Source organism: Trinickia soli (assembly GCF_002879855.1).
GTDB lineage: Bacteria > Pseudomonadota > Gammaproteobacteria > Burkholderiales > Burkholderiaceae > Trinickia > Trinickia soli.
The window spans coordinates 234,123-259,742 of record NZ_PNYB01000004.1 but is presented as its reverse complement, the minus strand read 5'-3'; the positions used below and the strand labels follow the sequence as shown (position 1 = coordinate 259,742).

The window sequence follows — 25,620 nt, the reverse complement described above, 5'->3', positions numbered from 1 at the left end:
CGATGAGCAAGTCCATTACGGCTGCCGGCAACGACGCATCCGCAGCCACGCCCGCCCCGGCCGGCGTTGGGGCGGCGCCCGTGTTTTCGACGCGCGATCCGAACACGGCCGAGTTCTGGGACGAGCGGTTCCGCCAGGGCTTCACGCCGTGGGATCAGGCGGGGGTGCCCGCGTCGTTCTCGGCTTTTGTCGCACGCTCCGCGCCGCGGCCCGTGCTGATCCCGGGGTGCGGCAGCGCGTACGAAGCGCTCGCGTTGGCGGAAGCCGGATGGACTGTGCGCGCGATCGATTTTTCCGCGGACGCCGTGGCGGTCGCGCGCAAGCAGTTGGGGACCCAGGCCGGGCTCGTCGAGCAGGCCGATTTCTTCAACTATCGCCCACCGTTCGCGCCCGGCTGGATCTACGAGCGTGCGTTTCTGTGCGCGCTGCCGCCGTCTCGCCGCGCAGACTATGCGAGCCGCATGGCCGAATTGCTTGCTCCGGGTGGATTGCTGGCGGGCCTCTTTTTCTTCGGGGATTCCCCCAAGGGGCCGCCGTTCGGTATTTCGCGGGCCGAACTCGATGCGTTGCTCGGGCCCTCGTTCGAACTGGTCGAAGACGAAGCCGTCACCGATTCGATCTCGGTGTTCTCCGGGCGCGAGCGCTGGATGACCTGGCGCAGGCGCTGAGCGCTGCCCGCTGCCCGCTTCGGGGCGATCCGCTGCCAGCCGGCCTGGCGGTTCGATGGGGTTGATTTTCGGCATCTTCGTCCCCATGTGGCAAACCGCGCCAGCATTCACCCCTGGCCGTGGGGCTTCGCCGTGTCAGCCGGAATACGGCCAAATGCGGCTATAATTCAACGCTTTGCAAGCGCTCAACCGTTTTTTTGTCGGAAATAGTCGGGAACAGAATCATGCCGATCTACGCCTATCGTTGCGAATCGTGCGGCTTTCAGAAAGATGTGCTCCAGAAGATGAGCGATGCGCCGCTGACTCAATGTCCGCAATGCGAGAAGGACTCGTTCCGTAAACAGGTAACGGCCGCGGGCTTCCAGCTGAAGGGCTCGGGCTGGTACGTCACCGATTTCCGTGGTGGCTCGAACGGTTCGAATGCGTCGGCTGGCGCCGCGTCGTCTCAGTCGGAGGCCAAGCCCGAAGCGAAGGCCGAGGGGAAGGCCGAGGCGAAGTCGGAAAGCAGCACCGCGGCGCCACCGGCCGCCAGCAGTGCCCCGGCCGCGAGCGACGCCTAAGCATCGCATCGTCGGCACGCGCCGCCGTCCGCAGCGGCGCGCGTTTCGCGCCGCGCGCCGGGAGGTCAACGCGCGCATCGGTCCCCGGCCCGCTCAGGCGCGAGCCAACGCGCGACTATTTTCCAAAGCGGTTCTCTGGCGGTAAACATGAAAAAGACGACGCTGAAATCCGTGTTCCTGACCGGCCTGCTGGTTCTCGTGCCCCTGGCGATTACGCTTTGGGTGCTGGGGCTCATCATCGGCACGATGGATCAGACGCTGTTGCTGTTGCCCGCGTCGTGGCAGCCCGAGCGGTTGTTCGGCTTTCACCTGCCCGGCGTCGGCGCGTTGCTGACGCTCGCGTTCATCTTCGTCGTGGGCCTGTTCACGCAGAACTTCGTCGGCCAAAAGCTCGTGACGTGGTGGGATGCGATCGTGCGGCATATTCCGATCGTCGGCCCGCTCTATACGAGCGTGAAGCAGGTGTCGGATACGCTGCTTTCGAGCAGCGGCAATGCTTTCCGCAAGGCGTTGCTGATCGAATACCCGCGCCACGGCTCGTACACGATCGCGTTTTTGACCGGTACGCCTGGCGGCGATGTCGTCAATCATCTGCAAGAGGAGCACGTGAGCGTCTACGTGCCCACGACGCCGAATCCGACTTCGGGCTTTTTCCTGATGGTGCCCAAAGCAGAGGTCATCGAGCTCGACATGACCGTCGACGCCGCCCTCAAGTACATCGTCTCGATGGGCGTAGTCGCCCCGCAGGGCCCGGCGACCGCTCCGGCCCGCCGTCCGGTCGAGCCGCCCCTATAGACCCTGGCGGCGCGGCGCGGTGAAAGTCGCCCCGCGCGTTGCCTCCAAATGCCAAACGAAAGACGAATACCATGTCGATGAGATCTGAATACTGCGGTCTGGTGACCGAACACCTGCTGGGCCAAACTGTTTCGCTGTGTGGATGGGTGCATCGCCGGCGCGACCATGGCGGCGTGATTTTCATCGATCTGCGCGATCGCGAGGGCTTGGTCCAGGTCGTCTGCGACCCCGATCGCGCCGAGATGTTCAAGGCTGCCGAAGGGGTGCGCAACGAATTCTGCGTGCGCATTGTCGGCGTCGTGCGCAACCGCCCGGAAGGCACGGTCAACGCCGGCTTGAAGAGCGGCAAGATCGAGGTGCTCTGCCATGAGCTGACAGTGCTCAACGCATCGATCACGCCGCCGTTCCAACTCGACGACGACAACCTTTCCGAAACGACGCGCCTCACGCATCGCGTGCTCGACCTGCGTCGGCCGCAAATGCAGAACAATCTGCGGCTGCGCTATCGCGTGGCGATGGAAGTGCGCAAGTATCTCGACGCGCAGGGCTTCATCGACATCGAAACGCCGATGCTCACGAAGAGCACGCCTGAAGGCGCGCGCGACTATCTCGTGCCCTCGCGCGTGAACGCCGGCCAATTCTTCGCTCTGCCGCAATCGCCGCAGCTGTTCAAGCAGCTGTTGATGGTGGCGAACTTCGATCGCTACTACCAGATCGTCAAGTGCTTCCGCGACGAAGATCTGCGCGCCGATCGTCAGCCCGAATTCACGCAGATCGACTGCGAAACGTCGTTCTTGAGCGAGCAGGAAATTCGCGATCTGTTCGAGAAGATGATTCGTCACGTCTTCAAGGAAACGATCGGAGTCGCACTCGACGAGCCGTTCCCCGTCATGCAGTACTCGGAGGCGATGGCGCGGTTCGGGTCCGACAAGCCGGACCTGCGCGTCAAGCTCGAATTCACCGAGCTTACCGACGCGATGAAGGATGTCGAGTTCAAGGTGTTCAGCGCGCCGGCCAATACGAAGGACGGCCGTGTTGCGGCGCTGCGCGTGCCCAAGGGCGGCGAGCTCACGCGTGGCGACATCGACGGTTACACCGAGTTCGTGCGCATCTACGGTGCGAAGGGCCTGGCGTGGATCAAGGTCAACGAAGCGGCGAAGGGCCGTGACGGCCTGCAGAGCCCGATCGTGAAGAACCTGCACGACGCGGCGATCGCGGCGATCCTCGAGCGTACGGGCGCGCAGGACGGCGACATCATTTTCTTCGCGGCCGATCGCGCGAAGGTCGTCAACGACAGCCTGGGCGCGCTGCGCCTGAAGATCGGCCATTCCGATTTCGGCAAGGCGAACGGTCTCGTCGAAGCAGGCTGGAAGCCCTTGTGGGTCATCGATTTCCCGATGTTCGAATACGACGAGGAAGAGGCGCGCTACGTGGCGGCTCACCACCCGTTCACGAGCCCGAAGGACGAGCACCTCGAATTCCTCGAATCGGACCCGGGCCGCTGCCTCGCCAAAGCCTACGACATGGTGCTGAACGGCTGGGAGATCGGCGGCGGTTCGGTGCGGATCTATCAGGAAGACGTGCAAAGCAAGGTGTTCCGCGCGCTGAAGATCAACGACGAAGAAGCGCGGGCCAAGTTCGGCTTCCTGCTTGATGCGCTGCAATACGGCGCGCCGCCGCACGGCGGGATTGCGTTCGGCCTCGACCGCATCGTCACGATGATGGCCGGCGCCGATTCGATTCGCGACGTGATCGCCTTCCCGAAGACGCAGCGGGCACAGTGTCTGTTGACGCAAGCGCCGAGCGCTGTGGACGAGCGTCAATTGCGCGAGTTGCATATTCGTCTGCGTCAGCCGGAGCAGCCGAAGGCTTGAGGCCGCACGGCGGCGCCAAGTCGCGCCGCATGGTGCGCAAGGCGGCGCGCTCGACGTCGTCCGGTCGCTCAAAAACCCCACGTTTCTCCGAGCGTGGGGTTTTTCGTTTCCCGGCTGCCTTATCGGCGCCTGACCCGGGGGCACGGCGCCGCGGGGCTTCCCGCGTGTCGCTCTAACGCTCAGCGCACGTGTCGCAGTTCTCCTGCTCACGCGCTATGCTGACGGACAACTGCGAACGCATCGAACCCCCATGCTCAAACCGCCAAAGATTCCGGAATCCGTTCTCGTCGTCATCTACACGCCCGCCCTCGACGTGCTGATTATCGAGCGCGCCGATCGCCCTGGTTTCTGGCAGTCGGTGACAGGCTCGAAAGACCGCTTCGACGAGCCGCTCGAAGAGACCGCTATCAGGGAAGTGGCCGAGGAAACCGGCATCGTCGTCGGCAGCTCACTCGTACCCGGCCACGCACTCGTGAATTGGGGCGAGCAGATCGAATACGAGATCTATCCGGTCTGGCGGCATCGCTACGCAGAAGGCGTGACGCGCAACGTCGAACATTGGTTCGGGCTCGAAGTGCCGCACAGGCTCGAAGTCACGCTCGCACCGCGCGAGCATACGGCGCATCTTTGGCTACCGTATGAGGAAGCCGCGGCTCGCTGTTTCTCGTCGTCCAATCGTGACGCCATCCTGCAGCTGCCGCGCCGGTTGCGTGCGAGCGAGTCCGCGGGCGTTTCGCAACAGCGCACCGAGGGCGCATGAGTCGTCGCGGCGCTCGACGTCTCGCCCGTATCGGGCGCACGCTCGTATCGCGACGTCGCGCGTCACGGCTCGCATTCACGGCTGGCAACACATTACGGCTTTATAGCCGCGGCGCTGATTACTTCAACGCGCTGATCGCCTATATCGATGCAGCGCGCGCCAGTGTCGCGCTCGAGACCTATATTTTTTGCGACGACGAGGCCGGCCGGCCCGTCTCCGACGCGCTCGTGCGCGCGGCGCAACGCGGCGTGCGCGTACGCGTGATTACCGACGGCCTCGGCACCGGGCGGCTCGCCCTCTTCGACGAATGGATCGCGGCCGGGGTCGAGCATCGCATCTACAACGCCGGTTGGCGGGGCATCTTCGGCCGCTTCGGCTTGTCGCGCACGCATCGCAAGCTCGCGCTCGTCGACGAGCGCGTCGCGTTTTGCGGCGGCATCAACGTCGTCGATGATTTTGCCGCCACGGGCGGGCGCCTCGCGCATCCGCGCTGGGACTTCGCCGTCGAGCTTGCGGGGCCGATCGTCGCGCACGTCAGCGCGGCCCTCGATGCTCAATGGCGCCGGCTGACGCTCGGCCATCGGCCCTATAGGGAATCGATGTCGCGCGCGCTCGTGCCCTTTGCGCGGGCCGTTTCGACGGCCGCCGGCGGGAGGCTGCGCGCCCGTACGCGTGGAACGGAGCGCGCCCTAAAAGGGCCAAGTGTGGCATTTGTCGCCCGCGACAACTTCGTCAATCGGCGCGCGATCGAGAAGGCGTACCTCGTTGCAATCGGTCGGGCGCGGTGCGAAATCCTGCTTGCCAATCCGTACTTCATGCCCGGGCGCAAGCTGCGTCGAGCGCTCCTGCGCGCAGCGCGACGCGGGGTGGATGTACGCGTGCTGATCGGCCGCAACGAATTCGCGGCGCTCGACGTCGCCGTGCCCTATCTCTACCGCACCTTCCTCAAGGCGGGCGTTCACATCGCCGAATACGAGAAGACGATGCTGCACGGCAAGGTGGCTGTCGTCGATTCGAACTGGGCGACGGTCGGTTCGTCGAACCTTGATGCGCTGAGCCTCGTGCTGAACAATGAGGCGAACGTGGTGCTGATCGAGCACCCCGAGATCGCCGAATTGCGCGAAGCCATGCTGACGGCGTTCGACGAGGCGCGTCCGATCGATGCGACCTGCTATGCGGCGCGGACGTGGCCGGAGCGTCTGGCCAATTGGCTCGCCTACGCAACGTATCGGGCAGTGATGAAGCTGCTGACGGTAGGCGGATACGACTAGCGCCGTGCGGCCCGGCCTGAACTGCGCCGCACCCCGGCAGGTTAGATTCCGGTTTCTAATAAAGTCCTTGTTTCAGGGGCGGTCGCGCTCAATAATAGTACGGCCGTTCGATTTTTGTTGCAGAGCTATAAGAACGGTAAATGAGACGCTATGCGAAAAGGTGAACAAACGCGAGCTGCAATTCTAGATGCAGCACTCGACTTGGCGAGCCGGGATGGGCTCGAGGGCTTGACGATCGGCTTGCTCGCCGAGCGGATGCAGATGAGCAAGAGTGGCGTTTTTGCGCATTTCGGGTCGCGGGAAGATTTGCAGGTCGAGGTCGTTCGCGAGTACCACCGCCGCTTCGAGCAGGAGGTGTTTTTCCCGAGCCTTGCCGAGCCGCGTGGGTTGCCGCGTTTGCGCGCGATGCTGAGCCGCTGGATGGAGCGACGCATTCAGGAAGTCATGACCGGGTGCATCTACATCAGCGGCGCCGTCGAGTACGACGACCGGGGCGACAACCCCGTGCGCGAGCAGCTGGTGCTTAGCGTGTCGACATGGCGGGCGGCGTTGTTGCGGGCGATTTCGCAGGCTGTCGAAGAAGGGCATCTGCGCGCGGATACCGATCCGGACCTGATGCTGTTCGAACTGTATAGCTTCACGCTCGGGCTGCATCACGACGCGCGCTTCCTGCATCTGCCGGATGCTGAGCGTCTGACGTGGGCTGCGCTCGAGAAGACGATTGATTCCTATCAGAGCGCGCCGGGCCGCCCCACGCACTCTGATGATTTGTTATAGAGCGCGAGCCGCACTAGTCGCCAGACCGTGTTCGGCGCACGGCCAGGTTAGCGGTTCGAGCTCACTCGCTGGAAACCTTGGGAGGATGTCATGGGTCAGTACGCCGCGCCGCTGCGCGACATGCAATTCGTGTTGCACGAACTGCTGAATGTCGAAGAAGAAGTGAAGAGTATGCCGAAGCATGCCGATCTCGATGCCGACACGATCAACCAGGTGCTCGAAGAGGCCGGCAAGTTCTGCTCCGAGGTGCTGTTCCCGCTCAATCAGAGCGGCGACCAGGAAGGCTGCACGTACGCGGGCGATGGCGTCGTGACGACTCCGAAGGGTTTCAAGGAGGCGTATCGCCAATACGTCGAGGCCGGCTGGCCGGCGCTCGGCTGCGATCCCGAATACGGCGGCCAGGGTTTGCCCGCATTCGTGAACAACGCGCTTTACGAAATGCTGAACTCGGCGAATCAGGCATGGACGATGTATCCGGGCCTCTCGCACGGCGCCTACGAATGTCTGCACGCGCACGGCACCCCCGAGCAGCAGAAGGTCTACCTGCCCAAGCTCGTGGCAGGCGAATGGACCGGCACGATGTGCCTCACCGAGCCGCATTGCGGCACCGACCTCGGCATCTTGCGCACGAAGGCCGAATCGAACGGCGACGGCTCCTACCTCATCACGGGCACGAAGATTTTCATCTCGAGCGGTGAGCACGACCTGGCCGAGAACATCGTTCACCTCGTCCTCGCGCGCCTGCCCGATGCGCCGCCCGGAACGAAAGGCATTTCGTTGTTCATCGTCCCGAAGTTCATCCCGACAGACGCGGGCGAGCCCGGCGAGCGCAACGGCGTCAAGTGCGGTTCGATCGAGCACAAGATGGGCATCCACGCGAACGCCACGTGCGTGATCAACCTCGATAACGCGAAGGGTTGGCTGGTCGGCGAGCCGAACCGCGGCCTGCAAGCCATGTTCGTGATGATGAACGCGGCGCGTCTCGGCGTCGGCATGCAAAGCCTTGGGCTGACCGAGGTCGCATACCAGAACTCGCTCGTCTACGCGAAAGAGCGTCTGCAAATGCGTTCGCTGACGGGTCCGAAGGCGCCGGACAAGCCGGCCGATCCGATCATCGTCCACCCCGACGTGCGCCGCATGCTGCTCACGCAGAAGGCCTATGCCGAAGGCGCTCGCGCCTTCTCGTACTGGTCGGCCTTGCAGATCGACAAAGAGCTTTCGCACGGCGACGAAGCCGAGCGCAAGGAAGCTGCCGATCTCGTCGCCTTGCTGACGCCGATTCTGAAGGCGTTCCTCTCCGACAACGCGTTCGAATCCACGAACCACGCGATGCAGATTTTCGGTGGTCATGGCTTCATCAAGGAATGGGGCATGGAGCAGTACGTGCGCGATGCCCGCATCAACATGATTTACGAAGGCACGAACGCGGTGCAGTCGCTCGATCTGCTGGGCCGCAAGGTGCTCGGCGACATGGGCGCCAAGCTGCGCAAGTTCGGCAAGCTCGTGACGGACTTCGTCGAAGCCGAGGGCGTCAAGCCCGAAATGCAGGAGTTCATCAACCCGCTCGCCGACATCGGCGACAAGGTGCAGAAGCTCACGATGGAAATCGGCATGAAGGCGATGCAGAACCAGGATGAGGTGGGCGCCGCCGCCGTGCCCTATCTGCGCACGGTGGGCCACCTCGTGTTCTCGTACTTCTGGGCCCGCATGGCGCGCATCGCGCTCGACAAACAGGCATCGGGCGATCCTTTCTACCGATCGAAGCTCGCAACGGCGCGTTTCTATTTCGCGAAGCTGTTGCCCGAAACCGCCAAGACGATTCGCGAGGCGCGCGCCGGTTCGAAGACGTTGATGGAAGTCGACGAGGCGCTGTTCTGAGTTTCAAGTTGTTGCCAGGCCGAGCGGCGCGCCAGAGGGTGGCGCACCGCGTTCAACAGGTTTACCGCGGCTCGATGATCGATGGCGCAGCGTGCGACACGTCCATCGAAGCAGCGCATGCATGACTCCGAGGGAGGATAGACGTGAGCAATCTGATCATTCGCAAGGTGGCCGTGCTCGGCGCCGGCGTGATGGGCGCGCAGATCGCCGCGCACCTGATCAACGCCAAGGTGCCGGTGCTGCTGTTCGACCTTCCGGCCAAGGAAGGTCCGAAGAATGCGATCGCGTTGAAGGCGATCGAGAATCTGAAGAAGCTGTCGCCTGCGCCGTTCGGCGCCAAGGACGATGCCCGCTATGTCGAGCCCGCGAACTACGAGGACGACATCGCCAAACTGGCCGGGTGCGATCTCGTCATCGAGGCGATCGCCGAGCGGATGGACTGGAAGCACCACTTGTACAAGAAGGTCGCGCCGCATCTCGCACCGCATGCGATCTTCGCGACCAATACCTCCGGCCTGTCGATTACCGAATTGTCCGAAGGGTTTACCGACGAGTTGAAGGCGCGTTTTTGCGGCGTGCATTTCTTCAACCCGCCGCGCTATATGCACCTCGTCGAACTGATCCCGACCTCGCACACGCGGCCGGAAATCATCGACGATCTCGAATCGTTCCTGACGAGCGTCGTCGGCAAGGGCGTCGTGCGCGCGAAAGACACGCCGAACTTCATCGCGAACCGCGTCGGCGTGTTCTCGATTCTGGCCGTCGTTGCCGAAGCGGCGAAGTTCGGTCTGCGCTTCGACGAAGTCGACGATCTGACGGGCTCGCGCCTGGGTCGTGCGAAGTCGGCGACGTTCCGCACCGCCGACGTGGTCGGCCTCGATACGATGGCGCACGTCATCAAGACGATGCAGGACAACCTGCCTGACGATCCGTTCCTGTCCGTCTACGAGACGCCTGCCGTGCTGGCCGCGCTCGTCGCCAAGGGCGCACTCGGTCAGAAGAGCGGAGCCGGCTTCTACAAGAAGGAAGGCAAGGCCATCAAGGTGCTCGACGCGACGACGGGCGAGTACGTCGAAGGCGGCGCAAAGGCGGACGAGCTCGTCGGCCGCATTCTGAAGCGCCCGCCGGCCGAGCGCCTGAAGCTGCTGCGCGAGTCGGAGCATCCGCAGGCGCAATTCCTGTGGTCGATTTTCCGCGACGTGTTCCATTACATCGCGATCCATCTGGAATCGATCGCCGACAACGCGCGCGATGTCGACCTCGCGATCCGCTGGGGTTTCGGCTGGAACGAAGGCCCGTTCGAGGGCTGGCAGGCCGCGGGCTGGAAGCAGGTGGCCGAGTGGGTGCAAGCGGATATCGCGGCGGGCAAGGCGCTCGCCAACGCGCCGCTGCCGTCGTGGGTGTTCGAGGGCGCCGTTGCCGAGAAGGGTGGCGTGCATACGAGTGAAGGTTCGTGGTCGCCGGCGGCGAGCCGGTTCGAGCCGCGCTCGACGTTGCCCGTCTACCAGAAGCAGGTGTTCCGTGCGCCGCTCGTCGGCGAAACGGGCGTCGATCCGAAGCACTACGGCAAGACGCTGTTCGAGAACGATTCGGTTCGTGCATGGGTGGACGATCGTGCCGGCGAGGACGACGTCGTCATCGTCTCGTTCAAGACGAAGATGAACACGATCGGCCCCGGTGTGCTCGACGGCCTTGCGCAAGCGATCGAGTTGGCCGAGCAGTCGTACAAGGGCGTCGTCGTCTGGCAGCCTACGTCGCTCAAGCTCGGCACGCCCGGCGGCCCGTTCTCGGCCGGTGCGAATCTCGAGGAAGCGATGCCTGCATTCATGATGGGCGGCGCCAAAGGTATCGAGCCGTTCGTGAAGAAGTTCCAGCAAGGCATGTTGCGTGTGAAGTATGCGAATGTGCCTGTGGTCACGGCGGTCTCGGGCATCGCGCTCGGCGGCGGTTGCGAGCTCATGCTCCATAGCGCCAAGCGCGTGGCGCACGTCGAAAGCTACATCGGTCTCGTCGAAGTGGGCGTCGGTCTCGTGCCGGCCGGCGGCGGGCTGAAAGAAGCGGCATTGCGCGCGGCCGATGCGGCGGCTCAAGTCGGCGCGTCGAACGGCGAATTGCTGAAGTTCGTGTCGAAGTCGTTCGAGAACGCCGCGATGGCCAAGGTCTCGGGCTCGGCGCTCGAAGCGCGCGCGATGGGGTATCTCAAGCCGTCGGACACGATCGTCTTCAACGTATTCGAGTTGCTCGATACGGCGAAAAAAGAAGCGCGTGCGCTCGCCGCGGCCGGCTATCGTCCGCCGTTGCCGGCCAAGCAGGTTCCCGTCGCGGGCCGTTCTGCGATTTCGACGATCGAGGCGCAGCTCGTCAACATGCGTGACGGCAACTTCATCAGCGCGCACGACTTCCTGATCGCCTCGCGAATCGCCGAAGCCGTGTGCGGCGGCGACGTCGAAGCGGGCAGCCTCGTCGACGAAGAATGGCTGCTCACGCTCGAGCGCCGGGCGTTCGTCGATCTGCTCGGCACGCAGAAGACACAAGAGCGAATCATGGGCATGCTGCAGACCGGCAAGCCGGTGCGCAACTAATACGGCAGGAGCTCCACATGAGCAAACAATTGCAAGACGCATACATCGTCGCCGCCAGCCGCACGCCGATCGGCAAAGCGCCGCGTGGCGCATTCAAGAGCACGCGACCGGACGAGTTGCTCGTTCACGCGATCAGGTCGGCTGTGGCGCAAGTGCCCGGGCTCGACACGAAGGTGATCGAAGACGCGATCGTCGGCTGCGCGATTCCCGAAGCCGAGCAAGGCCTGAACGTCGCGCGTATCGGCGCGCTGCTCGCGGGCCTGCCGCAATCGGTCGGCGGCGTGACGGTCAACCGCTTTTGCGCATCGGGCGTGACGGCGCTCGCGATGGCGGCCGACCGCATTCGCGTCGGCGAAGCCGACGCGATGATCGCAGGCGGTTGCGAATCGATGAGCATGGTGCCGATGATGGGCAACACGCCGTCGATGTCGCCGCACATTTTCGATCGCGACGAAAACTTCGGCATTGCTTACGGCATGGGCCTGACGGCCGAGCGCGTGGCCGAGCGCTGGAAAGTGAGCCGCGAGGATCAGGACCGCTTCGCGCTGGAGTCGCATCAGAAGGCGATTGCGGGGCAGCAGGCCGGCGAGTTCAGGGACGAGATCGCCCCGTACACGATCGTCGAACGCGTGCCGGACCTTTCGACAGGCGAAGTGAAGACGAAGACGCGTGAGATTGCGCTCGACGAAGGCCCGCGTCCCGATACGACGCTCGAAGGCCTGGCGAAGCTGCGCGCCGTGTTCGCGAACAAGGGGTCGGTGACGGCCGGCAACAGCTCGCAAACGTCGGACGGCGCAGGCGCGTTGATCGTCGTCTCCGAGAAGATCCTGAAGCAGTTCGGCCTGACGCCGCTCGCGCGCTTCGTGAGCTTCGCTGTGCGCGGCGTGCCGCCCGAAGTGATGGGTATCGGGCCGAAGGAAGCGATTCCGGCTGCTTTGAAGGCGGCGGGCTTGAAGCAAGACGATCTCGATTGGATCGAGCTGAACGAAGCGTTCGCCGCGCAGTCGCTGGCCGTCATGCGCGAGCTCGGTCTCGACCCGGCCAAGGTCAATCCGCTCGGCGGCGCGATTGCGCTGGGCCACCCGCTCGGCGCGACCGGTGCGATCCGCGCGGCGACGGTCGTCCATGGGCTGCGTCGGCGCAACTTGAAGTACGGCATGGTGACGATGTGCGTCGGCACCGGCATGGGCGCAGCGGGCATCATCGAGCGGCTGTAATCGGCCTGTGACCCGGTCATGACGGTTCGTGCGTGTCGGAGCGATGCTCCGGCGCCACGGACCGTTTTTTCTTACGGAGAGAGACGATGGACATTGTGATTGAGCACAGCGCGCAAGGCGTGCTGACGATCGCGCTGAATCGCCCCGAAAAGAAGAATGCGATTACGTCGGCCATGTACCAGACGATGGCCGATGCGCTGGCTGATGCGCAGGGAGATGCGGCCGTGCGGGCCATTCTGATCCGGGGCGGCCAAGACGCGTTTAGCGCGGGCAACGATCTCGAAGATTTCATGAAGTCGCCGCCGACGAGCGAAGATGCGCCCGTCCTTCAATTTCTGAAGCGCATCAGCGAGGCGGAGAAACCGATCGTCGCATCGGTAGCGGGCGTGGCGGTCGGCATCGGTACGACCTTGCTGCTTCATTGCGATCTTGTTTATGCGTCCGATTCGGCGATGTTCTCGCTGCCGTTTTCGCAATTGGGGCTGTGTCCCGAGGCGGCGTCGAGCCTGTTGCTGCCGCGTCTTGCCGGTTATCCGCTGGCGGCCGAGAAGCTCTTGCTCGGCGAAGCGTTCGATGCACGGGAGGCGCATCGTATGGGCATCGTCAATCGTTTGCTGACGGCCGGCGAAGTCGACGCGTTTGCCTATGCCCAGGCGGTTAAGCTCGCTGCGTTGCCGGCTTCGTCGCTCCGGGTGACGAAGATGCTGATGAAGCGGGCTAGCGGCCAGGAGATCGCCGAGCGCATGAAGGAAGAGGTCGTGCATTTCGGCAAGATGCTGCTCGCACCGGAAGCGCGTGAAGCGATGATGGCGTTTTTTCAGAAGCGGAAGCCGGATTTTCGGCAGTTTGATTAGCGAGGGATGCGGGCCGTGCGGCGGCTTTGATGCTGCGTGCCCGTAAGGCAATCGCCATGGCTTGAAGACTCTCATTCGGCTCAGGCAATGGAGCGGCCGGCGAGTCGTGGTGACGTTGCTATGCGTGATTAAAGGAGGCTATACGGTGCCGCCCCCCATCGCCGAGGCCCAAAGCGTTCGAGCAAGGGAAAACTGGAAGCGGGTAAGGGAGCGCTATCTACGCAGCGGGGGCTAACGTCCATTCAGTGCCTGCCAACGCCGAGGCCCTCATGGACGGTTCGATCAGCGGCAACAATATGGGCCGAATAGGGACTTGGGCGATCGACTGGCCGAGGGACTAACGGCGGGCGAGGCCCGCGTGGATCTTATGCCCCCTCATACTCGACATACCCCGCCTCCCTGCAAAAGCTGACGAGCCGAATCCCTGCCTGCCGCGCAATCGCAATCGCCAGCGAGGACGGCGCGGAAATCGTCGCCACCATCGGTATCCCGACTCGCGCCGCCTTGCGCACGAGTTCATAGCTCGCCCGGCTCGACAGGAACACGAAACCATCGGTCGTATCGATCCTGTCCAACACGAGCCGGCCGATGAGCTTATCGAGCGCGTTATGCCGGCCCACATCTTCGAATGCATGCGAGATCCCGCCGTTGGCATCGCACCAGGCGGCCGCATGTAGTCCCCCCGTGATCCGTGTGAGCGCTTGATGCGAAGGCAACTCGCTCGCCGCCCGCGTGATCGCATCAGGCGCGAGCCGCGCCACGAACCCTGTATCCGGCACCCGCTCCGGCGACAAATCAAGCAAATCGATGCTTTCGATGCCGCACACGCCGCAGCCGGTTCGGCCTGCCATCGCCCGCCGGTGCTCCTTCAGCGCGGCGAACGCCTGCTGCACGATCGTCAGTTCCACCTGAGCGTAGGGCAACGCTACGCCTTCACGATGGAACGTGACCTCGATGTCGCGTATGTCACTGCCGCGCTCGACAATCCCCTCCGAAATCGCAAAACCGACGGCGAACGCTTCGAGTTCGCGCGGCGTGCACATCATGACGGCGTGCGAGATACCGTTGAAGACTAGCGCGACCGGCCATTCCTGACCGACATGGTCGAGCGCGGTCTCGACGTCGCCGCCGCGGTGCCGACGTACTTTTTGCTCGATGACGCCGCGTTCGTCGGCGCCGTCCAACGGGTCGTTCAAGTTCATTCCTCGTTCGGTCATGGGCGTTGCCGATCAGGGGGGCGGCAGGTAATGATCGACTCGCGCGGTCCGGCGCTTTGCCCGTAAGGTTCTAAAATACCCGAAGCGGGCGTCGCCTGCCCGCACGACCCGCCGCCAGCGCAAAGGATACCGCCATGGGATTGCACGAATCGCCGCTGCTGTTCGATTTCGAGCTCGTATCGTCGGAGGATCTCACCTACATGCCGATGTCGGTCCGCTTCAATCTCGATCGCTTCGGCCTTCGCATCTCGCTCGCGCAATGGCAGTTGCTGCCGCACGCCGATCGCACATTGCTCGCACGCTTTCCCGTCGACGAAGACGCGTCCATCGAGCCAAACTTCGATCATGCGCTGTTCGAGATGATGCGCACCCACGCGAACGTCGAGCCCGACTGGTTCACGCCCGACGCCGAGCCGGCATGGCGCAACGGCAGCGCGGTACCGGCTTCCGTCGTCGAGCACAGCCGTGCCGCGGGCGCGCCCGTACCGAGCGCCGAGCGCTGGGGGCAGCTTGATCCGTTCAAACGCTATGTGCTGTCGAAATTGACGCGCAAAAGCGAACCGAGCCACGATTTTGTGCCGGCCATGCGCGAATTCGGGCTGATGGAGTAAATCGCGGGTTCCTCCAGCCAGGAAAGGGCGTTTGTAAACAACCCTTCCCCCGACTTTTTTACACGGTGACCCTCAACCCGCGCTCAACCCTGCCGTTATTCAGAAGTTGGCGCGCAAAGGCCCGCATCGGTCCGTATCGAAGGACCGGGCGAGCGCGAAAGGTTTGGAGACTGGCAAGCCGCGCCGCCCCTCCCAGAGGGCCTCGAGTTGGAATCAGCTTCCAAGCGGGGCGCTCGCTACGACCGGCGTTCGGAATTCATGAGCTCCTTTGTATCGAAACGGCTGCTGATCAATGTCGCGGTGGCCGCAGCCGCGATTGGCGCAAATGCGTTTGTCGCCTACGGGCAGATCCGTAGCGAGCGCGCGACCGATTTGCGCACGATGCGCGCGATGAGCATCAAGCGCAACCTCGACGACTATCGTGCGACGCTCGGCGCCGGGCTCGCGGCGCTCGGCCGCTTCGAAGCAACGGGGGTTCCGATCGGCGCGACCTTCGAGCAGGACCGCGAAGCGGCGCTCGGGCGCGACAAGGCGCATCTGAAGGCGGCGCTGGCGGACGATGCGGCGATGCGCGGCCAGCTCGAAGCGCTGTTCGCACTGGCCGACGGCGTCGACCGCGAGATGCACTCGGCCCTGGACGAAGCAGCGCTACAAACCCGACAGCAGGCGAAACAGCAGATAGAACCGGCGGGGCCGAGCGCACAACAGCCCGCCGCGTCGAATCAGCCCGCCATCGCCCCCACGCAAGCTCGGGCCTGGGTGGCGCCGACCTATATGCGTGTGGCCGCGGCGCTCGACGCTGTCGATACGGCGCTGGCCAAACTGCGCCGGCGCCAGGATGAAGCGTTGGAGGCGTCGTTGGCAGCCTCGGCGCGTTCGACGCGATTCGCCACTTTGCTGCTCATCGTGACGATGGTGGCGGGCTGCGGCATGCTCATCTACTCGTTCGGCGTCCGCGAAAGCGCCGCCCGCACGAAAATTCGCATCGCGCGCGCGATGCGCCGCAGCGACGAGCGTTTCCGGGAGCTGTTCGACGCGCATCCCGTGCCGATGTGGATATACGACCGCGAAACGCTAGGCTTCCTTGCGGTCAATGCCGCAGCGGTCGAGCAATACGGCTACAGCGATAGCGACTTCCTGGGTATGACGATTCGCGAGTTGTCCTCGCCCGAAGAGACGGCCCGGCTCGAATCGCACCTCGTGCGCGGCGAGGCCGCACCGCGCCGCGGCCGGGTCGCGGCGGGTGTCTGGCGCCACCGGCGGCGCGACGGCACGCAAGTGAGCGCTGACATCACGAACCATGCGCTGACGTTCATGGGCCGCCCGGCGATGTTCGTGCTGGCCGACGACGTGACCGAGCAAATCAAGGCCGAGGCCGAAGCCCAGCGCTCGAACCAGATGCTCGAAACCGTCATCGACAATATTCCTCAGCGGATCTTCTGGAAGGATCGCGATTCGCGTTATCTCGGTTGCAATGTGGCGTTCGCGCGCGATGCGGGTCTCTCCTACACCGAGCAGGTCATCGGCAAGACCGACGACGAATTCCCGTGGGGCGCGATCGCGGACGCGTTGCGCAAGGCCGATCAGGAGGTGATCGCGACCGGCGTGCCGAAGATGAACCACGAGTTCGAGGTGATGATCGACGGCGTGCATCGGGCTGGCATCACGAGCAAGATCCCGCTGACGAACGGCGACGGCACAGTGATCGGCGTGCTCGGCTCATACACCGACGTCACCGACCGCAAGCGCTCGGACCTGGCGCTGCGCTTGCAAAGCCGGGCGCTCGATGCGAGCGTCAACGCGATTCTGATCACCGCCGCGGCCGAGAGCGGTCACGTGATCGAATACGCGAATCCGGCGTTCAAGCGCATTACGGGCTACGATCCTGCCGAAGTCGTCGGCCAGGACTGTCGCTTCCTGCAGCGCGACGATCGCGACCAGGAAGGCCTCGTCGCGATCCGAGAGGGGCTTGCCGCAAACAAGGAAGTGAGCGCCGTGCTGCGCAACTACCGAAAAGACGGCGCGCTGTTCTGGAATCAGCTCTTCATTGCGCCCGTGCCGGACCCTGACGGCAACACGACCCACCATATCGGCGTCATCAACGACGTGACCGACCTGATCCGATACCAGGAGCAGCTCGAATATCAGGCGAACTACGACGGCTTGACGCGACTGCCGAACCGCAACCTGCTGCGCGAGCGACTCGATCGGGCAATCGCGCGCGGCAAGCCGTTGGCCGCCGTCTTCATCGATCTCGACGGCTTCAAAAACGTCAACGACAGCCTCGGCCACAGCGTCGGTGACCGGCTGCTGTGCGTCGTGGCCGAGCGGCTCGCCCGCAGCGCACGCCCCAGCGACACGGTCGCGCGTCACGGCGGCGACGAGTTCGTGATCGTGCTGACCGACGCCGTGGACGAACAGACGCTGATCGGTTGGATGGAGCGCGTGCGCGCGACGATTTCGGAGCCGGTCTGGCTCGACGGCACCGAACTCTACGTCGGTTGCAGCATGGGCGCGAGCCTGTTCCCGCAAGACGGGGAAGACGTCGAGACGCTGTTGAAAAAGGCCGATCTGGCGATGTACCGGGCCAAGGATATGGGGCGCAACACGTTCCAGTTCTATCAGCCCGAAATGAATACGAGCGTCGGCACGCGACTGAATCTGGAGCGCCGCCTGCGACGCGCGCTGCGCGATGGCGAGTTTCTGCTGCACTATCAGCCGCAGGTGGACATCGGAACGGGAAAGATCGTCGGCATGGAAGCGCTCGTGCGCTGGCACGATCCCGAGGTGGGCCTCGTGCCGCCGTCGGCGTTCATTCCCGTGGCGGAAGAGAGCGGCCTCATCGGCCCGCTCTCGGAATGGGTGCTGCGCGAAGCGTGCCGGCAGAACAAAGCCTGGCAGGACGAAGGGTTACCGGCTGCGCGCGTGTCGGTGAATCTGTCGGCGCGTCAATTCCAGCAGCGCGACATCGCCAAGCACGTCATGTCGATCCTCGAGGAAACGGGCCTGCAGCCGCAGTACCTCGAACTCGAACTGACCGAGAGCGCGATCATGCGCAATGCGGAAGAAGCGGTGACGATGCTCAGCGAACTGCACGCGCTCGGCATCGGCCTCGCAATCGACGACTTCGGCACCGGCTATTCGAGCCTCAGCTATCTGAAGCGCTTCCCGGTCGATCGTTTGAAGATCGACCGCTCGTTCGTGTCGGATATCGGCGCATCGAGCGACGACGAAACGATCACCTCGGCGATCATCGCGCTCGGACATTCGCTGCATTTGCAGGTGATCGCGGAAGGGGTCGAGACGGCCGCGCAACTCGAGTTCCTGAGAGAGCGCGCCTGCAACGAAATGCAGGGCTATTTCTTCGCGCGGCCGATGCCGCACGAGGCTATTCCGGCGTTGCTCAAGAGCACGCCCACACGTCATCGAGAAAGCGAAGCCGGCGCAGTGCCGGCCTGATGCGCGGCCGCGGCGCCGGTCGGAGAGGCGTCCCGCACGCGGCACAGGCGCAGGCGCCGCCTTCCCGCGTGATGCCAGATCACGTCACTTCAATTCGGGCAACTTACGTGGGCGGCGGTCTTTGTCGGTGGCCACGTAGGTGAGCGTGGCTTCGGTGACCTTGACGAGCTCTTCGTCCAGGCTCATGCGCTGCGCGAAGACTTCGACCGACACGGTGATGGAGGTCGTGCCCGTCTTGACGATGTCGGCGTAGAAGCTGAGCAGATCGCCGACGAACACCGGCTGCTTGAACACGAACGAATTGACGGCGACCGTGGCGACGCGGCCGTTCGCGCGTCGGCTGGCAGGTATCGAGCCTGCGATATCGACTTGCGCCATGATCCAGCCGCCGAAGACGTCGCCGTGGACGTTCGCGTCCGAAGGCTGCGGCACGACGCGCAAGGCGCAGGTTTTTTGCGGGAGCAGGGGCGTGGAAATAGTCATGGGGTTCACCGGTTCTGCAACAATGGGCCGAGCCTGCGACAATACCGTCGATACGATAGCCAGAGAGCATTAGCCTGAGCATCGAAATTGTACGGGCAAAACGCATCACGAGCGCAACGGCTGTGCCGCGCCGTTGTTTGCGCAGGCGCTGCGCCCGCCAGCCTGCTGTTCCACTCGCCGCCTTGCGGCTGCGCTCCGATTCCAACCCATGCACCGCCATAGCCCCTCGTCAGAACCCGCACCGACGCCCGTCGCCGGCAGTCCACGCCGGGATTGGCAGACGATTCGTTCGCTGTTTCCCTATCTGGCGGACTACAAGTGGCGCGTTGCCGTCGCTCTGTCGTGCCTGATTGGCGCGAAGGTTGCCAATCTCGGCGTGCCGATCGTGATGAAACGGATCATCGACGGTCTTGCTTCGATGCGCCAACTGACCGCGCTCGGGCGTGCCGAGCATGAGCCCGCGATCGTGCTCGCGGGCGGCATCGGCCTGCTCGTCGTCGCTTATGCGCTCGTGCGGTTGTCGACCTCGCTGTTTACGGAATTGCGCGAGATCCTGTTCTCGAAGGTGACGGAAAGCGCGGTCCGCCAACTCGCCCTGAAGGTTTTTCGTCATTTGCATTCGCTCTCGCTGCGCTTTCATCTGGAGCGGCAAACGGGCGGCATGTCGCGCGATATCGAGCGTGGCACGCGCGGCATTTCCCAGCTCATTTCGTATTCGCTCTACAGCATCTTGCCGACGCTGGTCGAAGTCGGTCTCGTGCTGGGGTTTTTCATCGTCAAGTACGAGGCCTACTACGCGATCGTCGCGTTCGCCGCGCTGGTGGCCTATATCGTGTTCACCGTCAAAGTAACGGAATGGCGCACGCATTTTCGCCGCACGATGAACGAACTCGATTCGCGTGCCAATTCGCGCGCGATCGATTCGCTGCTCAACTACGAGACGGTCAAATATTTCGGCAACGAGGAATGGGAAGCGCGGCGTTACGACGAGAATCTGCAGCGCTACCGGGCCGCGGCGATCAAGTCGCAGAACTCGCTGTCGGCGCTCAACTTCGGTCAGCAGGCGATCATCGTTATCGGGCTCGCCCTCATCCTGTTGCGTGCGACGCAAGGCGTCATGGCCGGGCGGCTCACGCTCGGCGATCTCGTGCTCATCAATACGTTCATGCTGCAGCTCTACATTCCGCTCAATTTCCTGGGCGTCGTCTATCGCGAGCTCAAGCAGAGCCTGACCGATATGGATCGCATGTTCACGCTGCTCGGAGCCGCACGCGAGGTGCCTGATGCGCCGGGCGCGCAGCCGCTCGCGGTGGCCGGCGCCGAAGTGCGATTCGAGCACGTGCACTTCGGCTATGAGCGCTCGCGCCTGATTCTGGACGACGTGACGTTTTCGATCGCGGCGGGGACGACGACGGCCGTGGTCGGGCCGAGCGGCTCGGGCAAATCGACGCTGGCACGGCTGCTGTTTCGCTTCTACGACCTCGATCCGGCGGGAGGCGGCGCGATCACGATCGACGGCCAGGACCTGCGCGACGTGACGCAGGATTCGCTGCGCGCGGCGATCGGGATCGTGCCGCAGGACACGGTGCTGTTCAACGACACGATCTACTACAACATCGCCTATGGAAGGCCGGCGGCGACGCGCGACGAGGTGATCGCAGCCGCGCGCGCCGCCCACATCCACGATTTCATCGAGAGCCTGCCGAAGGGGTATGACACGCCGGTGGGCGAGCGCGGGTTGAAGCTGTCGGGCGGGGAGAAGCAGCGCGTGGCGATCGCTCGCACGCTGCTGAAGAATCCGCCGATTCTCGTCTTCGACGAAGCGACGTCGGCGCTCGATTCGCGCTCGGAGCGCGCGATTCAGCACGAACTCGATCAGATCGCGCGCGGGCGTACGACGCTTGTCATCGCCCACAGGCTGTCGACGATCGTGCACGCCGAGCAGATCCTCGTGATGGATCACGGGCGCATCGTCGAACGTGGCACGCATGCGCAACTGCTCGAAGCGGGCGGCGCGTTCGCGCAAATGTGGGCGTTGCAGCAGCGCGCCGCACAGCGCGCGCACACCGAGCCGGCGGCGCACGGCGAGGGCGCCTGATCGTCGCTTCGACGGGTGCTGCGCCTGCGGTCAAAGCGACCGCTGAGCGCGGGCCCGGAGCGCGATTTCCCGCCCGGTTCGACCGATGCGCGCCGGGAGCCGGTGCACGGCTCGCGGCAACCCGCTATCGGGGGGCGGCCGCGACCTGACGTAAAGCGGTGTCGAGGGCCTGCAGTTGCGCGGGCGTGCCGACGTTTTCCCAACGCCCCGCGTACAGCTCGCCGCTCGCGCGGCCGGCGGCGATCGTTTCGCGATAGTACGGCGTCAGCGCGCGGCGCTCGCCGGGCGCGAGGTCGCGAAACATGCGCGTGTCGTAAAGCCCGATGTTGCCGAACGTGTAACGCGGCTCGCCGTCGAGCGAAAGCTGCCCGGCCGCATCGAGCGCGAAATCGCCGTGCGGATGAAATGGCGGATTCGGCACCATGACCAGGTGCATGCCCGGCTGCGCGCAGGCGGCAAGACGCTCCGCCGGCCCGCGCAGACGGGCGTAGTCGAATTCGCAGAAGACATCGCCGCTGACGGCCGCGAACACGGTCGGCACGCCGTCGGTTTCAAGCAGCGGTAACGCCTGCGCGATCCCGCCCGCTGTTTCGAGCGCCTCGGCTTCAGCCGAGTACGCGAGCCGCACGCCGAATTGCGCGCCGTCGCCAAGCGACTGCTCGATCTGCTCGCCGAGCCACGCATGGTTGATGACGATCGTCGAAAAGCCCGCTTGCGCCAAGCGCTCGATCTGCCAGACGATGAGCGGCTTGCCGCCCGCTTCCAGCAAGGGCTTCGGTTTCGTATCGGTCAGCGGGCGCATCCGCTCGCCGCGGCCCGCGGCAAAAATCATGGCCGTCGTCATTGCAGGGGGCATTGAATCGTGCCGTTTTCTCAAAAGGTGTAACCGACCTGCTGCGAACGACTTTCGAGATCGTCCAGCAGGCGCGCGAACGGAACGAGCGGACGATAGCGCTCGCTGACCTTGTGTGCGTAGGCGATGAAGCGCGGCAGGTCGGCCAGGTAGCGCGGCTTGCCGTCGCGGTGATACAGGCGGGCGAACAGTCCGAGGATTTTGATATGCCGCTGCAGCCCCATCCACTCGATCTGGCGATAGAACTCGCCGAAATCGGGATCGACGGGCAGGCCCGCCTTCTTTGCGCGTTCCCAGTAGTAGGCGAAGCAGTCGAGTTCGAACTCTTCGTCCCAACTGATAAAGGCATCGCGCAGCAGCGAGGCGACGTCATAGCTGATCGGCCCTTGCACCGCGTCTTGAAAATCGAGGACGCCGGGGTTGGGCTCGCAGATCATCAGATTGCGCGGCATGTAGTCGCGCAGCATGAAGACCTGCGGCTGCGCGCGTGCGCTCGCGATCAACAGCGCGTAGGTGCGGTCGAGCACGCCGCGCATCTTCTCGTCGACCTCCCGGCCCAGATGGCGCGCCACGTACCATTCGGGCATGAGCTCCATTTCCCGGCGCAGGAAGGCTTCGTCGAATGGCGGCAACACGCCGTCGCGCGAAACGGACTGCCAGCGGATCAGCGCGTCGAGCGCCGCGCGCATGAGCGGCTTGGCGCTTCCGGTATCGTTGGGATCGAGCACGTCGATATAGCTGAGCGTGCCGAGATCCGTGACCAGCATGAAGCCGCTGTCGAGATCGCATTCGAGTACGCGTGGCGCATGCACGCCGGCATCGGACAGCATCTGGGCGACTTGCGCGAACTCGCGGCATTTTTCGGGGGGCGGCGCATCGACGGCGATCAGCGAGGCGCCGTGTTCGCTCGCGCTCGCAAGACGGAAATAGCGGCGGAAGCTGGCGTCGCTCGAAGCGGGGGCGAGGGTCGACAGGTCGAGGCCGTAGCGGCTTGCGAACGTGCCGAGCCACGCGGCGAGGGCGTCGCGCCGGGTGTCAACGGGGGAATCGGTCATTGTGGGTGCGGGCGGTAAAACGTCTTGCCATATAATACCCGACGACTTTTTGTGTTGTGCCCCAGTTCCCGTGTCGGCTTTCGCACGGTCCCGTTCGACTGCTCGTCGCTCGCGCATGTGCGCGCTTCGCGCCAGCGCGCACCGCGGCAAGCCGCCTTATGCGGCCCGTCGCGGCGATGTGCGACGGGCGCCGCGCCTGCCGCCGAGCCGATTCGCCAAACGATAGATGCCGCCTAGACCGCTCCTTTCCACGAATTTTTCCGGCGATGCACTGCCGCGCATGAGACGGCTCGTTGCGGCGCTGATCGCCGTTCCCGGCCTGATGCCCGCCGTGTCGAACGCGCAGTTGAGCGGCGCGGCCGCGCAGCCGCAACCTACCGACGCCCCTTGGGGCTTGCGGCTCGCGCCGCAGCTCACCGAGCATCCCTTGCCGGCGGGCAGCGCGCCCGCTGCGTTCGTGCTGGGCGACCGCACGAACGGCACGTCCGACCGGGACGTTTCGGCCAAAGGCTCCGCCGAGCTGCGGCGAGGCGTGGCCGTCATCAAGGCCGACGCGTTTCATTACGACCAGGACACCGATCTGGCCGATGCCTACGGCGCAGTGCGCGTGATCAACAACGGCGTGTTGTTCGCCGGGCCCGAAGCGCATCTGCGGGTCGAGGCCAGCGAAGGCTACATGCCGTCGCCGAAGTATCACTTCAGCACGAACGGCGGCTCGGGCAGCGCCGCGCGCGTCGATTTGCTCGATAGCGAGCGCTCCGAGTTCACGAGCGCGACCTATACCGCTTGCCAGTGCGCAGACCCGTCGTGGTATATCCGCGGCACGCGCTTCGATTTCGATACGGGCGCCGAAGAAGGGGTGGCGCACAACGCCGTGGTGTTCTTCCAGGGCGTGCCGATTTTCGCGAGCCCGTGGGTGTCGTTCCCGCTCACGAGCGACCGGCGCAGCGGCTTGTTGCCGCCGCAGTTCTCGGCGGGCTCGACCAACGGTTTCGAAATATCGCTGCCGTACTACTTCAACATCGCGCCGAACCGCGATCTGACGTTGACGCCGCGCCTCATTTCCAAGCGCGGCGTGCAGACGCAGGCGATGTTCCGCTACCTGTCGCCCACCTATTCGGGCACGCTCACCGGCGAGTTTCTGCCGAACGACGCGCTCAAGCACGAGAACCGCTACGCGATCTACTGGCAGCACGCTCAGAATCTCGGCGGCGGTTTCGGCGCTTACGTGTCGTACAACAAGGTGTCGGACAGCACCTACCCGCAGGATCTGTCGTCGGTCGGCAATCAGTTCCTCATCGGCACGCAGTTGCTGTTCCAGCAGGAAGCGGGCATCACGTACAACAACGGGCCCTGGTCGGTGCTCGCGCGCGAACAGCACTGGCAAACGCTGCAAGGCTCGGCGCCGCCATACGGCCGCGAGCCGCAGTTGAACGTCAAGTACGCGAAGTACAACGTCGGTGGGTTCGACTTCGGCGCGGAAGCCGACTACACGCGTTTCAGAATCACGACGGCCGATTCGACCGAGGGCGATCGTGTCGTGTTCAACCCGTACGTGTCGTACGGGATCGTCGGTCCCGGCTACTTCGTCGTGCCGAAGGCGCAGTTCCACTTCGCCTCGTACGATCTCCGCAATATCTCCAGCACCGCGCCTACCGGGCAACCCAAGGCGTTCACGGAATCGGTGCCGACCCTGAGCTTCGATACGGGGCTCGTGTTCGACCGCTCAGTCAGGCTGTTCGGCAACGATTACATCCAGACGCTCGAGCCGCGGCTCTATTACGTCTACACGCCGTACCGCAATCAGATGTTCGCGCCGCTGTTCGATACCGCGGAATCGGACTTCGGGCTTGCCGAAATCTTCACGCCGAACACGTTCGTCGGCAACGATCGGATCGCCGATGCGAACCGCCTCACGGCGGGCCTGACGACGCGCTTTATCGACGCCGCGACCGGCGACGAGCGCGCACGCTTCGTCCTGGCGCAGGAGTATTACTTCACGGATCAGCGCGTCGCGTTGTCGACGGACACGCCGACGCCGGCCACGGGGCATTCGGACCTGATTCTCGGCGCTTCTCTGAAGCTCGGCGCCGGTTTCGCCTCGGAAACGTCGTTCCAATATAATGCGGACGACAACCAGCTCGTGCGATCGAGCATCGGCTTCGGCTTCAGTCCCGACGAGCGCAAGGTCGTCAACGTTGCCTACCGTTATACGCGCGCGAATCCGACGCTTAGCAATCAGCCGATCAATCAGATCCTGCTATCGGCCGAGTGGCCGCTCACGCAGCGCCTCTATGCCGTCGGCCGGTTCAATTACGATATGCAGGGGCATCGGCTCGTCGACGGCGTTGTCGGGTTCCAGTACGATGCCGATTGCTGGATTTTTGGCTTCGGCGCGCAGCGTTATGCGAACGGCTTGAATTCGATGGGACAGCATACGTCCAATACGCGCTTTCTCGCGCAGTTGACGCTCAAGGGGTTGTCGAACGTCGACAATGGGCTCGTGGCGGCCTTCCGGGCTGGGGTGGCGGGCTATCAGCCGCCGCCGCCTCCGCCGCCGCCGCTGGCGCGTTTCACGAATTACGAGTGAGTGGGCAGCGAACGCATG

At 64.2% G+C, this 25,620-nt stretch carries 19 protein-coding genes; 15 read left to right on the top strand and 4 right to left on the bottom strand.

All coding sequences use genetic code 11. The features are described 5' to 3' along the window. Positions 1–2 precede the first annotated feature (2 nt). The 11 genes from C0Z19_RS06990 (at position 3) to C0Z19_RS06940 (ending at position 13,236) form a co-directional block, all read left to right on the top strand. The gene (locus C0Z19_RS06990; RefSeq protein ID WP_233196032.1) at positions 3–668 is read left to right on the top strand and encodes a methyltransferase domain-containing protein; all 666 of its coding nucleotides are present in this window, start codon (positions 3–5) and stop codon (positions 666–668) included. 224 nt (positions 669–892) lie between these two features. Continuing rightward, entirely contained in the window at positions 893–1,228 is a 336-nt protein-coding gene (locus C0Z19_RS06985; protein WP_102609061.1) for an FmdB family zinc ribbon protein, read from the top strand. A 147-nt stretch (positions 1,229–1,375) separates the two neighbouring features. After that, positions 1,376–2,023 carry a DUF502 domain-containing protein gene (locus tag C0Z19_RS06980; RefSeq protein WP_102609060.1) on the top strand — a complete coding sequence of 216 codons (648 nt, stop codon included), beginning with the start codon at positions 1,376–1,378 and terminating at the stop codon, positions 2,021–2,023. Positions 2,024–2,094: 71 nt separating this feature from the next. Continuing rightward, the gene (gene aspS / locus C0Z19_RS06975) at positions 2,095–3,897 is read left to right on the top strand and encodes an aspartate--tRNA ligase (protein WP_102609059.1); all 1,803 of its coding nucleotides are present in this window, start codon (positions 2,095–2,097) and stop codon (positions 3,895–3,897) included. 250 nt (positions 3,898–4,147) lie between these two features. Beyond that, positions 4,148–4,657 (top strand): dihydroneopterin triphosphate diphosphatase, encoded by a 510-nt coding sequence (nudB, locus tag C0Z19_RS06970; RefSeq protein WP_102609058.1) that lies wholly within the window; start codon positions 4,148–4,150, stop codon positions 4,655–4,657. Next, complete coding sequence (clsB, locus tag C0Z19_RS06965; protein ID WP_102609057.1) at positions 4,654–5,928, top strand: cardiolipin synthase ClsB; 1,275 nt, start codon at positions 4,654–4,656, stop codon at positions 5,926–5,928. Before nudB ends, clsB begins: the two co-directional genes overlap by 4 nt. A gap of 150 nt (positions 5,929–6,078) precedes the next feature. After that, positions 6,079–6,705: a TetR/AcrR family transcriptional regulator gene (locus C0Z19_RS06960; protein ID WP_102609056.1), complete on the top strand. Its 627-nt coding sequence runs from the start codon at positions 6,079–6,081 to the stop codon at positions 6,703–6,705. A 90-nt stretch (positions 6,706–6,795) separates the two neighbouring features. Next, entirely contained in the window at positions 6,796–8,583 is a 1,788-nt protein-coding gene (locus C0Z19_RS06955; RefSeq protein ID WP_102609055.1) for an acyl-CoA dehydrogenase C-terminal domain-containing protein, read from the top strand. Positions 8,584–8,726: 143 nt separating this feature from the next. Further along, positions 8,727–11,165, top strand: a complete 2,439-nt coding sequence (locus C0Z19_RS06950) for a 3-hydroxyacyl-CoA dehydrogenase/enoyl-CoA hydratase family protein (protein ID WP_102609054.1) — start codon at positions 8,727–8,729, stop codon at positions 11,163–11,165. 17 nt (positions 11,166–11,182) lie between these two features. Continuing rightward, on the top strand, positions 11,183–12,382 hold the full coding sequence (locus C0Z19_RS06945; protein WP_102609053.1) for an acetyl-CoA C-acyltransferase: 1,200 nt from the start codon (positions 11,183–11,185) through the stop codon (positions 12,380–12,382). Positions 12,383–12,468: 86 nt separating this feature from the next. Continuing rightward, the gene (locus C0Z19_RS06940; protein ID WP_102609052.1) at positions 12,469–13,236 is read left to right on the top strand and encodes an enoyl-CoA hydratase; all 768 of its coding nucleotides are present in this window, start codon (positions 12,469–12,471) and stop codon (positions 13,234–13,236) included. A 365-nt stretch (positions 13,237–13,601) separates the two neighbouring features. On the opposite strand, the gene fdhD is transcribed toward C0Z19_RS06940, so the two are convergent. Further along, positions 13,602–14,438: a formate dehydrogenase accessory sulfurtransferase FdhD gene (gene fdhD / locus C0Z19_RS06935; RefSeq protein WP_175084032.1), complete on the bottom strand. Its 837-nt coding sequence runs from the start codon at positions 14,436–14,438 to the stop codon at positions 13,602–13,604. A 149-nt stretch (positions 14,439–14,587) separates the two neighbouring features. Here fdhD and C0Z19_RS06930 point away from each other — a divergent pair, with 149 nt between their 5' ends. Both C0Z19_RS06930 and C0Z19_RS06925 read left to right on the top strand, forming a co-directional pair. Next, positions 14,588–15,064 (top strand): nitrate reductase associated protein, encoded by a 477-nt coding sequence (locus tag C0Z19_RS06930; RefSeq protein WP_102609051.1) that lies wholly within the window; start codon positions 14,588–14,590, stop codon positions 15,062–15,064. Positions 15,065–15,322: 258 nt separating this feature from the next. Continuing rightward, the gene (locus C0Z19_RS06925) at positions 15,323–18,523 is read left to right on the top strand and encodes a sensor domain-containing protein (protein ID WP_102609050.1); all 3,201 of its coding nucleotides are present in this window, start codon (positions 15,323–15,325) and stop codon (positions 18,521–18,523) included. Positions 18,524–18,607: 84 nt separating this feature from the next. Here C0Z19_RS06925 and C0Z19_RS06920 read toward each other — a convergent pair whose 3' ends face one another. Beyond that, positions 18,608–19,006, bottom strand: coding sequence for an acyl-CoA thioesterase (locus C0Z19_RS06920; protein ID WP_102609049.1), 399 nt, complete (start codon positions 19,004–19,006; stop codon positions 18,608–18,610). A 208-nt stretch (positions 19,007–19,214) separates the two neighbouring features. Here C0Z19_RS06920 and C0Z19_RS06915 point away from each other — a divergent pair, with 208 nt between their 5' ends. Then, positions 19,215–21,104, top strand: a complete 1,890-nt coding sequence (locus tag C0Z19_RS06915) for an ABCB family ABC transporter ATP-binding protein/permease (protein ID WP_102609048.1) — start codon at positions 19,215–19,217, stop codon at positions 21,102–21,104. A gap of 124 nt (positions 21,105–21,228) precedes the next feature. Here the strand turns inward: C0Z19_RS06915 and murU are convergent, their stop codons facing one another. Both murU and C0Z19_RS06905 read right to left on the bottom strand, forming a co-directional pair. Next, the gene (murU, locus tag C0Z19_RS06910) at positions 21,229–21,960 is read right to left on the bottom strand and encodes an N-acetylmuramate alpha-1-phosphate uridylyltransferase MurU (protein WP_102609047.1); all 732 of its coding nucleotides are present in this window, start codon (positions 21,958–21,960) and stop codon (positions 21,229–21,231) included. Positions 21,961–21,977: 17 nt separating this feature from the next. Then, positions 21,978–23,012 (bottom strand): aminoglycoside phosphotransferase family protein, encoded by a 1,035-nt coding sequence (locus tag C0Z19_RS06905; protein WP_102609046.1) that lies wholly within the window; start codon positions 23,010–23,012, stop codon positions 21,978–21,980. A gap of 226 nt (positions 23,013–23,238) precedes the next feature. On the opposite strand from C0Z19_RS06905, the gene C0Z19_RS06900 reads away from it, so the two are divergent. Beyond that, positions 23,239–25,602 (top strand): LPS-assembly protein LptD, encoded by a 2,364-nt coding sequence (locus C0Z19_RS06900; RefSeq protein WP_102609045.1) that lies wholly within the window; start codon positions 23,239–23,241, stop codon positions 25,600–25,602. Positions 25,603–25,620: the final 18 nt, after the last annotated feature.